Source organism: Skermanella sp. TT6 (assembly GCF_016653635.2).
In the GTDB taxonomy this organism is placed as follows: Bacteria; Pseudomonadota; Alphaproteobacteria; order Azospirillales; family Azospirillaceae; genus Skermanella; species Skermanella cutis.
The window spans coordinates 4606632-4619037 of record NZ_CP067420.1; the positions used below are offsets into that span (position 1 = coordinate 4606632).

The following is a 12406-nucleotide window of genomic DNA, read 5'->3' on the forward strand; positions in this document are numbered from 1 at the left end:
GGAACTCCTGGGGATGAGGGATCGATCAGTTCTCGAGGCAGCGCAGGGTGACGACGCCCGATGTGTCGATCAGGCAGGCGCCCTGGCTCATCATGTTGTTGACGAAGTGCGAGGCGCGGTCGCCGTGCCAGGTCACGTCGGTGGTGACGTCGGCGCCGGCCGCGTGCCCGACCGCCGTCTTGTGGTACCAGTGGCAGAGCCGCACGTTGCCGTTCAGCGTCAGGCCCGAATGGGGGATCCACAGGGTGCCCAGCCAGCGCTTGGCCTGGGTGCCGCGCCACGGCAGCTCGTCCGGCCCGACATAGTCGGACTTGGCGAACTCCTCGATCCCCAGCAGCTGGCTCCACTGCTTCCAGCCGACCACCGCGTAGCGCTGGCCGTCGTCGGGAACGTCGGCCTGGCCCAGCGTCTCGAACGCGGCCAGCACCTTGGCCTTGGTCAGGCCGTCGGTGGCGAGGCCGGCATAGCTGACCGAGGTGTCCAGCTGGGCGATGATCAGGTCGTCGGTCTTGCGCCCCAGCGCATAGGCGCCGGCATTGGTGATGACCGAGCGCTCGTCGATGTTGGTCTTCAGCTCGTCCAGCTTGTCGACCCAGTCGCCGGCGTAATAGTCGGTCAGGATGCACTCGACCGGCGCGTGGTCGATGTTCATCACCGGGACCGTGCCGTGGCGCGCCTTGGGCGAGGCGACGCCCTTGCCGACCTTCTGGAAGATCGTCGAGGCGCCGCGGACGTCGCCCTTGCTGCGCACGGTGTTGCGCAGCTTGGAGCCCATCCGCTGGAAACTCTCGTGGACCTCGCGCTCGAACTGCTTGACGAAGGCCCTGTCGATGGTGCTGGACATGGATGCACGATCCTTTCTGGAAGGCCCGCCGTGGCGCGGGCAAAGAAAAAGGCCGGACCGCGGGGCGCGGTCCGGCCTGGTGGACGGAGTTCTGGTGTTGACGGGGAGAGTTTTAGGTTTTTATTCCTTTTCGGTCAAGCCCTTTTTCACCGCTCCGCGAATTTTCCCCGAAAGTCCGGGTCAGGCGGCGAGCTGGTCATGGTCGACGATGTCCCACTCGTCCGTCTTGGTCCGGCGGGCGGCATCCTTGAGCCGGACCCGCTCCAGGACGAGGCGAGGAGTTGGCTGGCCATCGGCCGGCTGGCCGATCTCCATCCGCTTGAAATGGTCGGGTTCTACCTGAATGGCCGGGACTTGCTTGCCGTTCATCCGGCACGCCTTGCGCAGGAACCGGATTTCATTCCCGGTCAACCGCACGGGAAGAAACGAGCATTTATGTCAACGGAAAGGCTTGGGACCGGGGGAGGACTTCGGAACATTCCTGATTTTTTGATCTCCCCTCAAACCTGTCGATCCGATCGAGACAGCTGATCCGATGCGTTGCGCCATGGGCGCAACCTACGATCATCAGCCCACATCACCTCCGTCCTGCATCGAGCCGTAGGTTGCGCCCATGGCGCAACACGGTGCGGCGAGCGGTTCAACCTGATCGGGCACATCTCTATTCCCCGAAGGTCGGGCTCAGGCGGCCCGGAACGGCATGACCTCCGCCGCGATCCTGGCGCCGGCTTCGCGGCGGGCCGTCTCCAGGTCGTACCGCGCCTGAAGATTGATCCACATCTGCGCCGACGTGCCGAAATACCGGCCGAGCCTGAGCGCGGTATCGCCGGTGATGCCGCGCCGGCCCGCGACGATGGCGTGGATCCGCGTCGCCGGCACCCCCACGTCCCTCGCGAGCCTGTAAGCCGAAATGCGGAGCGGCCCGAGAAACTCCTCGGAAAGGATCTCCCCGGGATGAACGGGGGGAAGCATCTCGCCGGTTGCCACGTCGGCAAAGTCGATGCGCCCCGCGTCGATATCCTCACGTGCGATGGCCATGCGGTCCTCCCGTCACTCTCCGGTTCAAGGGTAATCGACGCTCCCGACCTCGGTAACCGGAGCTGTACCCGATCAGGTCGATCCGCCCGAGACGGCCGATCCGATGTGTTGCGCCATGAGCGCAACACAGCCGCGAGGACCGGAGCGGTTCAACCTGATCGGGTTCCGCTCTACTCGCGGTCGGGATACATCCGGCGGAAGCCTTCCGTCACCTTGGCGAGCAGGGCCGGGTCGCGGTCGCGCCAGTAGCGCGGGTCGCGCATCATCTTGTGAAGGTCGGCCTCGCTCCCCGCCGGCTGGGCCTCGGCCGCCGCACGGAGCGCCGCCGGCTCCGACGCGGTCATCATGCGGTGAAGGGCGATCACCCCGTCATAGCTGGTGGTCAGTCCGTCCAGCGCCGACGCCGGCAGGTTCTTCTTCGCCCAGGCCAGGAGCTGGCGGGAGACCTCGCGCCAGGCCTCCTCGCCGCCGAAATGGCTGACCAGCCGCATCACCTCGCGCTCCGCCTCGAACTCGAAGGCGATCTGCCGGATCATCGGCACCAGCCGCTCGGCCGCCAAGTCGTACAGCAGCTGGGCCTGTTCGGGCGTGAAGCCGGCGGTATGGAGCCGCCGGTTCAGGTCCGGGTCGGACTCGAACAGCCCGTGGTCGCATTGGATGCAGTAGCCGTCCGGCGCGTCCGGCACCCCCAGCATCCGCATCAGCGCGGCGCGGTCGGGAGCGCCGGCGCCGGGGGAAGCCGGATCCGGAGCCGCGGGGTCGATCAGCAGGGATTCGCTCATAAGTCACACTCCTCAGGATTGAACGAAGGGAAGGAAGAAGGGAATTCACCCCGCCGGCGCCGTCCGGACCAGCTCCCCCGGAACGCCGAACGAACGGCCGAGCCAGCGGGCAGCGGCGGCATGGTCGACCGCCGCCTCGGCGTCCTTGCCGAGGCTGGCGGCCACCTCCAGCCAGCGCAAGGTCGCCTGGACGTCGCGCTGGGCCTGCGCCTGAGCCAGCGGCGAGCGGTACTGGAGCTCGACCGTCCTGCCGTCCACGGCGACGTCGGGGATCTCGCCGCGCCGGCGCAGGATGGCGACGGCCCGCATCATCAGCGGCGTCAGCAGCTCGGACTGGAGCCTGCCATAGGTTGCCCCCAGCAGGCGCGACATCTCGGCCGACCGCTCCAGCACCTCGGTCGCGGTCATCCGGCCGTCCGACACCTGCCCCAGCCGATCCACCAGCAGGGCGTGGCGGATGCGCCGCCGCAGGTCGTCGAGCACCAGCTGCGATACGTCGAACCGGCCGGGCGCCGCCAGCGGCGTCAACCCCGCCGACCCGACGGCCTTGGGGATGATGGTGCCGGGCACCAGCCGGATCGTGCCGGGGTTCAGTACCCCGTCGTCGTCGGCCTGCCAGATGCCGGTGACCGCGATCGAGGCGTTCTTCAGCACCAGCTCGACCACCTTGTTGGCGGTCTTGATGTCGGGCAGCGCCTTCATCACCGGCGACCGGCCATAGGTCTCGCCCGGCGCCTTCAGCCAGCGGAAATTGATGAAGGGCGAGCGGGCGAACCGCCCTTCGGCCAGGACGGCCGCCTCCGCCAGCCCGCTGTCCAGGATCACGCTGTAGCGGTAGGCCGGGCCGTCCTTCAGGACCGCCTCGACCACCGCGAAGCGGGCCTGGGGATCGCGGGCGGCCTCCCGCTCCAGCGCGTCCGGGACGGCGGCGTCGGGGAACCGCAGCCGGAGCTGCGCCAGGGTCAGCTCGCTGCGCCGGAAGGTGCCGTCCAGCCGTCCGTCGGCGCCCTCCTCCAGCACGACCTCGGCCAGCGGCACCGCGGTGAAGCGGAAGCCGGAGTAATCGCCTGGCGCCGCCTCCTCGAACAGCAGGCAGGCGGTCCCGGCGGTCACCAGGTCCAGGTAGCATTGATGCATCTCGACCGCGAAGTTCGACCGATCGAAGTGCGATTGCAGCGTGATCGCCGCCTTCTCCAGCACGGGGGCGGCGGCGTCCCGCTTGGCGTCGTCCAGGTCCGGCCCGGGCGCCAGGCCGAACCAGCGGGACCAGGGCGGCGTCAGCTGGGCCAGCAGGCTGGCGGCGAGCTGTTCGACCGCGTCGGCCGCGGTGCCGTCGAACAGCCGGTCGGACTTGCGCTCGCCCGGGCTCCCCGCCGGGCCGAACCCGCCGCCGTGGGGCAGCGCATGGTCGTAGCATTCCTGCCAGTGGGCTTCCCAGACGCTCCGCCTGGACTTGGCCGCGCCGAAGCGCTGGAGCAGCGCCGGTGCATCCATCGCCTATTCCCCCAGCAGGCGCTTGCGCGCCGGCGCGGCGCCGGTTCCGGTCTGCTGGAGGACGCCGCGCCACGAGGTCAGCACCGTGCCGGTCAGGCTGCGGTCGCGCCGGGCCAGCGCCTTCTCCGCGGCGGCCAGCGCGTCGGCCTGCTCCTGCGTGGGCACGGGCGCGACCGGCGCGGGAGCCGGCGCCACGGGCTCGGCCGGCGCCGGCTTGGTGGAGGGCTCCTCCTCGGCCGGCACCGTCGGGGCGGGCTCGGGCTTGGAAACGGCGGGAGTCGGAACCGGGGCAGGCGTCGGGGCCGGCGCGGTCTGCACCGGACTTACGGGTTCCGCCGGTGCCGGGATCGCCGGGGTCACGACCACCGGCGCCTTGGGAGGTGAGAACATCTTGGCCATGGGGACAGGCTCCTTCGGATTTCGAATGGATTGTTCAGGAAAAGGCCGGCGAACCGGCACCCGCGGCCCCGCACGGCACCGGCGCCGCCGGGTCGAGCAGCCGCCGGTAAAGCTGCCAGGGGGTCAGCACCCAGCGGTCGTGCAGCCCCAGCACCCGCTTGGCCGCTTCCACGCAGGTGAACGGCCCCCAGGGCGCGGGACGGTTCAGGTCGCGCCGGACCGGGGCCGCCACCACGGCATGGCCGCGCTCGGCGAACCAGCCGACCAGGTCGAAGCCGGCGGCGACCGGCTGGACCGCGATCTCCAGGTGCGGCGACAGCGGGTCCACCGTGATCCAGTGGGTGCCGTCGTTCAGCGCCACGAAGCAGTGGCGGAAGCCCGGCCGCAGCAGCCGGAGCCACCACAGGTCGGCATCCCCGCAGAACACCACCCAGGCCCGCGGCTCGGCGCGGGGCGGGGCGGCGGGCGACACGGTGCCGCTCATCCCGCTAGCCGGGCGCCGGCGACGATGCCCTTCTCGCGCAGGATGGGGTCCAGGAAGTCCAGCGCCTCCCGCCACAGGCCGGACGCCCGCGCCTCCAGCCGGCGGTCCGGATCGGGCGCCATCAGCCGGCGGCCGTAATGGACCAGCACGTGCAGGTGGTCGCGGATCAGCTTGCGCTGGCGGTACAGCCGATCGACCACGCGGATCATGTCGAGCGGTTCGCAGGGGCGCGGCACCATGCCGCGGCCGGCGACGATGCGGGCTCCGGACGCGCGGGCCTCCTGCGCCTGGACGAACCAGAACCAGGCTTCCTCGACGTTGTCGAAGGGCACCGCGAAAGCGTCGGGATCCGCGGCCGGGCGCGGGGAACCGGAGATCCCGCCAGGGGACGGCGGGCGATGCCGGAGGGGAGACGTGGAAGGGTGGCCGGGCAAGGCGGCACCTCCTGTGCGGACTGGATTTCGGGAACGGGCGTCTTCCGGCGGGAAGAACCCCCTTGATGTTCCCCTTATGTTCCGCTTTAATTCCTACGTCAAGCTTTTTGTGAAAACGTTCCTAGGGACATGAGGACCGGAATATGTGAAATTGTTCCCATGCTTAAACACGCAGACATATGGCAGGCGATTGATCGCCTCGCAGCCCAGAACGGGCTGTCGGCCTCCGGCCTCGCGCGGCGGGCCGGGCTGGACCCGACGACGTTCAACAAGAGCAAGCGGACCACGACCGAGGGGAAGCTGCGCTGGCCGTCGACCGAAAGCATCTCCAAGGTGCTGGAGGCGACCGCCAGCTCGTTCAGCGATTTCGTCAGCCTGGTCGACAACGAGCAGATCACCGGCGCCACCCAGCGCATCCCGGTGATCGGCTATGCCCAGGCGGGGGCCCAAGGCTTCTTCGACGACGCGGGCTATCCCGTCGGCAGCGGCTGGGACGAGCTTCAGTTCCCGCATGTCGGCGATCCCCAGGCCTATGCGCTGGAGATCACCGGCGACAGCATGGAGCCGGTCTACCGCGACGGCGACATCATCATCGTCTCGCCCTCGGCCAGCCTGCGGCGCGGCGACCGCGTCGTGGTCAAGACCACCGGCGGCGAGGTGATGGCCAAGCAGCTGCTGCGCTCCACCGCCAACCGGATCGAGCTCCAGTCGATCAACCCGGCCCACCCCCTGCGCACGCTCAGCCCGACCGAGATCACCTGGATGGCGCGGATCGTCTGGGCGAGCCAGTAGGCCGCGGGACGGCCGAGTAGGATTGGAATAAATTCCTTTGACCGCACCGTGGGTTTGTGGTCACATTGCCCCATGACGGACGATTCGCACCCCCACGCCGCCGATCCGGCGACTCTCCTGGCCAGCCTGTACCGGGATTTCACCGGCCCGCCGCCGCGCGCGGCCGTGTCGGCGGCGCTGCTCGGCGGCCGCGAGCCGCGCGACGCCGGGCGGATCGCGGCGACTCGACGCCTCGCCTCCCGCCTCGCCGCCGATGCCCGGTTGGGGATCGCCCGCCGCCGGGCCGCCTACGGGCGCGCTCCCCGGCTCGATCCCGCAAACGATCCATGGCTCGCCCGCCTCGTCGCCGACCTGGCGCTCCACCGGGCGACCGCCGTGGCCGGCCTCATGCCGGCTCACTCCATGCCGAGCGCCATCTTGTAGAGCTCGATCAGCTCCTCCTCCTCCTGGCGCTCCTCCTTGGCCTTCTTGCGAAGCCGGATGATCGTCCGGATGATCTTCACGTCGAAGCCGGTGCCCTTGGCCTCGAGATAGACATCCTTGATGTCGTCCGAGATGCCCTTCTTCTCTTCCTCGAGTCGCTCGATGCGCTCCACGAACGAGCGCAGGCGATCGGCGGCGATGCCGCCGACGTCGTTCGCCGGCCCGGCATCGGCCCGCGCCGCAACTGAAGTGTCCGTCATGAATTCCTCGTCACCAGAAACGACTTGTCGGAGGCACCATAGCCAATCCGACCGCCAAGGGCACCCCCGGCGACGCCCCGCCCCAACTTTTCGATAGTGCCGCAGGTCGGACTTCGCCCGCCAGGGCGAACTCCGACGCCCCGCATCGACGCTCCGGCCCCCTCCGTCGGCGTCGGCCTTCGGCCGAGGCCGACCTACGGAAAGCCGAACAGAAGCGCTGCCCTACGGCCCGGCCGGGTCACCGCCCCTCAGTGGTCCGAACGGGCCTGCGCCGCAGCGAAGGCCTGCTGCTGCTCGGCGGAAGCCTCCGCCTGATGCTTGCTCTTCCACTCCTCGTAAGGCATGCCGTAGATGATCTCCCGCGCCTCGTCGTAGCTCATCTCCAGCCCCTTGCCCTCGGCGGCCGCCCGGTACCATTTCGACAGGCAGTTCCGGCAGAACCCCGTCAGGTTCATCATGTCGATGTTCTGCACGTCGGTGCGGTTGCGCAGGTGCTCGACCAGCTGCCGGAAGGCCGCGGCCTCAAGCTCGGTGCGCGTGCGTTCGTCCAGTTCGGTCATCGTCGTCCACTCCCCAAAGCGCTTCCGACCAAGCGGAAGCCGTCGGCCTGACATGGCATCGCCCGGCGCCGGGTGCAACCGCCTCGTCGCCCACGGTCCGGCTCGGGCAATCCCTCGTCGCCGCCCCCTTCAGCCCCCCGCCGCCGGCTCCAGCCCGTGCAGGGTCTCGCCGATCAGCCAGTCCACCACCAGCTTCAGCGCGTCCTCCGCCGTGGCGCCGGCCGCCAGCGCCTCCTGGTAGACGGCGACCTGCCGGTGGGCGCTGGTGCCCCGGGCCACGATGCCCCGGGCGTTCTCGATCGCCTCGACGCAGCCCAGCGCCTCGGCGTCCTCGCGCAGCAGGCCGATCAGCTCCTCCAGCAGCTCGCCATAGGGGACGATGCCGCCCCGGCCGAAATCGATCAGGCCGGCATCGAAGCCGTAGCGCTGCGCCCGCCAGCGGTTCTCCTCCAGCAGCAGGTTGCGGTAGCGCCGCCACGCGACGTTGCCCCGGCGCAGCCGCCACAGCATGCGCAGCAGGCAGACATAGAAGGCGGCGACGGTCAGCGTGTCGTCCAGCCGGGTGCAGATGTCGCTGATCCGCATCTCCAGCGTCGGGAACCGGCCCGACGGGCGGATGTCCCACCACAGCTTGGTCGCGTCCTCGATCACCCCGGCATCGACCAGCGCGCCGACCTGCTGCTGGAACTCGCCGAAGCTCTGGTATTCCTCCGGCATGCCCGTGCGGGGCAGCTCGTTCCAGACCGCCAGCCGATAGCTCTTCAGCCCGCTGTCCTGCCCCTGCCAGAAGGGCGAGGAGGTGGACAGCGCCAGCAGATGGGGCAGGAAGTAGCGCACCTGGTTCATCAGGTCGATGCGCAGGTTCTCGTCCTCGATCCCGGCATGGACATGCATGCCGCAGATCATCAGCCGCCGGGCCGGCGCCCCGATGTCGCGGGCCAGCATGTTGTAGCGGTCGCGGTTGGTGTGCTTCTGCGGCAGCCAGACCGCGAACGGGTGGGTCGAGGCCGCGATCGGCGCCAGCCCGTAGCGGTCCGCCACGTCGGCGACCGAACGGCGCAGCCGGGCCAGTTCGGTCCGCGCCTCCGACAGGTCGGCGCAGACGCGGGTGCCGATCTCGATCTGGCAGCGCAGGAACTCGGGATGGACCTGCTCGGGCGCCACGGCGGCGCACGCCTCCAGCATGTCCTCGGGCGGGTCGGGCACGATATCGCGGGTCTGCCGGTCTACCAGCAGGTATTCCTCTTCGATGCCGAGCGTGAAGCTGGGGGCCGGTGCAGCCATGATCCTCAGAAGTGCTGGATGCGATACAAATTAGGGTCGGCCAGGACCTCGTCCAGGGCCTCGCCCAGGATGCCGGCCCACTCGGCGGCACCATGGCGGGTGTCGATCAGGTCCTGGCGGATCTCCACCAGCAGATGGGGCAGCCCCGGCGCCACCGCATGGCGGTCGATGGTCGATCCCTCCGTGCCCTTGCCGGTATAGGGCTCGTTGTCGCCCACCACCAGGCGGGCGTCGGCCCGGAGCCGTTCCATCGCCGGCACCGGCATGCGGGGATCGCGGTCCCACAGGATGCCGATATGCCAGGGCCGCTCGATACCGTTCATCACGGGGGTGAAGCTGTGGATCGACACGACCGCCGGAACCTGCCCGCGTTCGCGCAGCCGGTCGATCTCGGCGTCCACGGTGGAGTGATAGGGCCAGAACAGCCCGTCCACCCGCTGCGCCGCCTCCGCCGGGTCCAGCGCCCGGTTGCCCGGCACCACCACGCCGTCGCTGATCACCGGGATCGAGGTCGGGTCGTCCAGGTCGCGGTTGAGGTCGATGATCAGGCGGGAATAGCCGGACAGCACGGCCGCCGCGTCCCAGCGCTCCACCAGCGCCCGGGTCACGTCGGCGGCGCCGATGTCGTACGCGATGTGCCGGGACAGCGCCGTCTCGTCCAGCCCCAGCGTCCCCAGCGACGCGGGCATGGCGTTGGAGGCGTGGTCGCACAGCAGCAGGACCGGCGCGCGGCCTTCGCGGTTCAGGACCGTCACCGGCGGAGGGTCGCCGGGTCCGAGCAGCGGCGGCATCGCCGCGGGCTTGGGAGCCGTGGAGGAAGCAGACATGACCCTCACTATACCCGAAACGACGCGCGGCGAAATGCCCCGCGACACCGAAACCGGGGAGCATGGCCGCCCTGACGAAATCCTCCCTTGCCACGGCGCCCCCGCCGGGTGTCCATGCGCATCCCGCCCGTCTCTTCGGACCCGCTTCCCCCGGAACCCTCCCGATGCCCAGCACCCCTCCGGCCACGTCCCGGGCCACGCCCCAAGGCCTCTCCCCCGCCGCCCTCGCGGCGGACCGAGCCGCGCGCATCGCGCTGGCCGCGCTGCTGGTCGGCGCGCTGGGCATCGCCCTGTCGCCGATCTTCGTCCGGCTGAGCGAGATCGGGCCGACCGCGACGGCGTTCTGGCGCATCGGCTTCGCGATGCCGGTGCTGCTGGTCTGGCTGGCCCTGGAAGGCCGCGGCACGGCGGCGCCCCGGCGTCCCTCGACCCGGCGGGACTATCTGCGGCTGACCTGGGCCGGCCTGTTCTTCGCGGGGGACTTGGCGGTCTGGCACTGGTCGATCCAGTTCACCTCGGTCGCCAACTCGACCCTGCTCGCCAACTTCGCGCCGATCTTCGTCACGCTGGTGTCCTGGGCGGTGTTCAAGGAACGCTTCTCGCGGACCTTCATCGCCGGGCTGGCGCTGGCGATCGGCGGCGCCGTCGTGCTGATGGGCGAAAGCCTGAACCTCAGCCTCAGCCACCTGTTCGGCGACGCGCTGGGCGTCGTCACGGCCATGTTCTACGCGGGCTACATCCTGTCGGTCGGCCGGCTCCGGGCGGAGTTCTCGACCGCCACCATCATGACCTGGACCGGGCTGGTCACCGGCCTGACCCTGATGCCCCTGGCCCTGCTGTCGGGCGAAAGCCTGGTCGCCCCCAGCCTCTACGGCTGGCTGGTGCTGGCAGGACTCGGCGTGATCAGCCATGCCGGCGGGCAGAGCCTGATCGCCTACGCCCTGGCCCACCTGCCGCCGGCCTTCTCCTCGGTCAGCCTGCTCCTGCAACCCGCCGCCGCCGGCGTGTTCGCCTGGATCCTGCTGGACGAACCGCTGAGCGCCTGGCAGGCCGCCGGCGCCGCCATCGTCCTGGCCGGCATCTTCATCGCCCGCCGCGGCAGCCGGTAGGGGGCTGGAGCCGCACCGTGTTGCGCCCATGGCGCAACGCATCGGATCAGCCGCCTCGGGCGGATCCACCTAATTGGGTACGGCTCTACAGCAATTCCTCGACCGCCACGGCGATCCGGTCCTCGACGATGACGATCTGTCCTTTGGCGACCGGCCGGTCGTTGACCAGGATATCGACCTGCTCGTCTACCCGGCGATCCAGTTCGAGAACCGCACCCCGGCCGATCCGCAGCAGGTCCGAGATCGACATGTCGATACCGCCGAGCACGACCGAAATGCGCAACCTGACCTCGCCCAGCGCCGCGAGATCCAGTTTCGGACCGGCCGCGGCCGGTCCCGGTTCCACCTCGCCCATCCGGGACCGGCCCAAGTTTTCGGCCATGCTCTGACCCTCTCCAGCGAAGGAAACCCGATCCACTTCCAGTGTCCGGAGATCGCGGCGTCCGCCGATACGGCCGACGGCGACGGTGACGCCGCCGGACTCAGCCCGGATCAGGCCCCGCAGAGGTACCAGGCTGCCGCGCTTCCAGGCCGCCACGTCGGCCAGTTTCGACGTCACGCCGTCGGCAAAGACTCGCAGCCGGGCATCGGCCTTCAGCAGGTGATCCCGCATGGCTTTCGCCCAGTATGGATCGTCGCCGAACTTGTCGCCCTCGAACGGGCGGGAAAGTCGGGCACGGACAGGCTCCAGCGCCGCGCACGGCAACACCAGGTCGAAGCCGCCAGTGCCCTGCCCGAGACGGAAATCGATCACGATGGCCGTATTGGCCGGCCGGTCGATGGTGACGAACTGAGGTACGTCCAGCAACTCTTCCAGCTCGAAGCGGCCAGGCGCGATCGGCTCCATCGCGGTTTCCAGTCCGGCGAGCAGAGTTTCGCAGAAGATCGCGAAGGCTGCGCGCTCCAGTTCCGTGGAAGCTCCGACCGGATCGAGCCTCGGCGGATCCGGATCGCCGAGCATCAGGTCGGCGATCTGGCCGACCGTCGCCGGATCTGCGGTCAGCATCCCGTAATGGTCCCAATCGACGCAGCGGAAGACCCCGAAAATGCGCCGTTTCCGGTCCGGGCCATGCAGATAATCGCCGGACCGTACCGCCCGAATCGCTTGCAGCGACAGGACGGACCGCAGGCCGCACAGGTCCGCCAGGCTGGCCTGGAACAGTCGAACAAACCGGTCCAGAGCCACCTCCAACATGGGAAGCCGGCCGACCGATACGGTGCTGTTGTTGACCAGGGCCTGAATGCCGCGCGTCACGGCAGGACCGGGCTGGTCGTCGGCAAGATCGGCTTCCGCTTCCGCTTCCGACTCCTCGGCGCCGGTCTGCTCGGGAGCAGGCGGGTTCCCGGGCAATGCCGCCAGAATGGACGCAAGGTGTCTTGCCGCTGGGCTTTCAGCGCGGCGGCGCACCCCGTCCGCAACCGACCGTTCCAGCCGTTCACGGATATGTGACGCAAGGCCGCGGGACCGCCGCATCCTACCAAGCACCTGTGCCTGCCGCTCCGTCGCCATTTCGCCAAGGATCGCGGCAGCGCGCTCGGGCCGCACCATGAACAGCACCGCCGCGACGGCCTGGGGTCGTTCGGTCATCAAGTATTCGGCGATCAATTCGTTGGGCTGATCAATCAAACCGTTCCGGGCGATATCCGCCATGACGATCACCGACCAAGGGTTTTCC

16 protein-coding genes are annotated in these 12406 nt (G+C 69.5%); 3 read left to right on the plus strand and 13 right to left on the minus strand.

Going from position 1 to position 12406, the window contains the following annotated elements:
* Window positions 1-25: 25 nt before the first annotated feature.
* The 8 genes from IGS68_RS21530 to IGS68_RS21565 all read right to left on the minus strand — a co-directional run bounded on the left by IGS68_RS21530 (window position 26) and on the right by IGS68_RS21565 (window position 5373).
* Window positions 26-844 (minus strand): phage capsid protein, encoded by an 819-nt coding sequence (locus IGS68_RS21530; RefSeq protein WP_201073678.1) that lies wholly within the window; start codon window positions 842-844, stop codon window positions 26-28.
* Between the two features lie 180 nt (window positions 845-1024).
* Window positions 1025-1213 (minus strand): hypothetical protein, encoded by a 189-nt coding sequence (locus tag IGS68_RS21535; RefSeq protein ID WP_201073680.1) that lies wholly within the window; start codon window positions 1211-1213, stop codon window positions 1025-1027.
* 312 nt (window positions 1214-1525) lie between these two features.
* Window positions 1526-1882, minus strand: coding sequence for a HigA family addiction module antitoxin (locus tag IGS68_RS21540; RefSeq protein WP_371821849.1), 357 nt, complete (start codon window positions 1880-1882; stop codon window positions 1526-1528).
* Window positions 1883-2052: 170 nt separating this feature from the next.
* The gene (locus IGS68_RS21545) at window positions 2053-2664 is read right to left on the minus strand and encodes a capsid assembly protein (RefSeq protein WP_201073682.1); all 612 of its coding nucleotides are present in this window, start codon (window positions 2662-2664) and stop codon (window positions 2053-2055) included.
* 45 nt (window positions 2665-2709) lie between these two features.
* Window positions 2710-4158 (minus strand): portal protein, encoded by a 1449-nt coding sequence (locus IGS68_RS21550; protein WP_201073684.1) that lies wholly within the window; start codon window positions 4156-4158, stop codon window positions 2710-2712.
* 3 nt (window positions 4159-4161) lie between these two features.
* Complete coding sequence (locus IGS68_RS36210; RefSeq protein WP_201073686.1) at window positions 4162-4557, minus strand: hypothetical protein; 396 nt, start codon at window positions 4555-4557, stop codon at window positions 4162-4164.
* Between the two features lie 34 nt (window positions 4558-4591).
* Window positions 4592-5041, minus strand: a complete 450-nt coding sequence (locus IGS68_RS21560) for a hypothetical protein (protein ID WP_201073688.1) — start codon at window positions 5039-5041, stop codon at window positions 4592-4594.
* A complete protein-coding gene (locus tag IGS68_RS21565; protein WP_247881014.1) occupies window positions 5038-5373 on the minus strand; it encodes a hypothetical protein in 336 nt (111 codons plus the stop codon). Before IGS68_RS21565 ends, IGS68_RS21560 begins: the two co-directional genes overlap by 4 nt.
* A 261-nt stretch (window positions 5374-5634) precedes the next feature.
* On the opposite strand from IGS68_RS21565, the gene IGS68_RS21570 reads away from it, so the two are divergent.
* Together IGS68_RS21570 and IGS68_RS21575 are read left to right on the plus strand one after the other, a co-directional pair.
* On the plus strand, window positions 5635-6267 hold the full coding sequence (locus IGS68_RS21570) for a S24 family peptidase (RefSeq protein WP_201073690.1): 633 nt from the start codon (window positions 5635-5637) through the stop codon (window positions 6265-6267).
* A 72-nt stretch (window positions 6268-6339) separates the two neighbouring features.
* A complete protein-coding gene (locus IGS68_RS21575) occupies window positions 6340-6690 on the plus strand; it encodes a hypothetical protein (RefSeq protein ID WP_201073692.1) in 351 nt (116 codons plus the stop codon).
* Here IGS68_RS21575 and IGS68_RS21580 read toward each other — a convergent pair.
* The 4 genes from IGS68_RS21580 to IGS68_RS21595 form a co-directional block, all read right to left on the minus strand.
* Entirely contained in the window at window positions 6663-6950 is a 288-nt protein-coding gene (locus tag IGS68_RS21580; protein ID WP_158046941.1) for a DUF2312 domain-containing protein, read from the minus strand. The genes IGS68_RS21575 and IGS68_RS21580 overlap by 28 nt on opposite strands.
* Before the next feature lie 248 nt (window positions 6951-7198).
* The gene (locus IGS68_RS21585; protein WP_201073694.1) at window positions 7199-7510 is read right to left on the minus strand and encodes a DUF1244 domain-containing protein; all 312 of its coding nucleotides are present in this window, start codon (window positions 7508-7510) and stop codon (window positions 7199-7201) included.
* Between the two features lie 129 nt (window positions 7511-7639).
* Window positions 7640-8794, minus strand: coding sequence for a carboxylate-amine ligase (locus IGS68_RS21590; RefSeq protein WP_201073696.1), 1155 nt, complete (start codon window positions 8792-8794; stop codon window positions 7640-7642).
* 5 nt (window positions 8795-8799) lie between these two features.
* Window positions 8800-9621: an N-formylglutamate amidohydrolase gene (locus IGS68_RS21595; RefSeq protein WP_201073698.1), complete on the minus strand. Its 822-nt coding sequence runs from the start codon at window positions 9619-9621 to the stop codon at window positions 8800-8802.
* Between the two features lie 164 nt (window positions 9622-9785).
* Between IGS68_RS21595 and IGS68_RS21600 the strand changes: the two genes are divergently transcribed.
* Window positions 9786-10730, plus strand: coding sequence for a DMT family transporter (locus IGS68_RS21600; protein ID WP_201073700.1), 945 nt, complete (start codon window positions 9786-9788; stop codon window positions 10728-10730).
* An 85-nt stretch (window positions 10731-10815) separates the two neighbouring features.
* Here IGS68_RS21600 and IGS68_RS21605 read toward each other — a convergent pair whose 3' ends face one another.
* Complete coding sequence (locus IGS68_RS21605) at window positions 10816-12381, minus strand: FliM/FliN family flagellar motor switch protein (RefSeq protein WP_201073709.1); 1566 nt, start codon at window positions 12379-12381, stop codon at window positions 10816-10818.
* Between the last annotated feature and the right edge of the window lie 25 nt (window positions 12382-12406).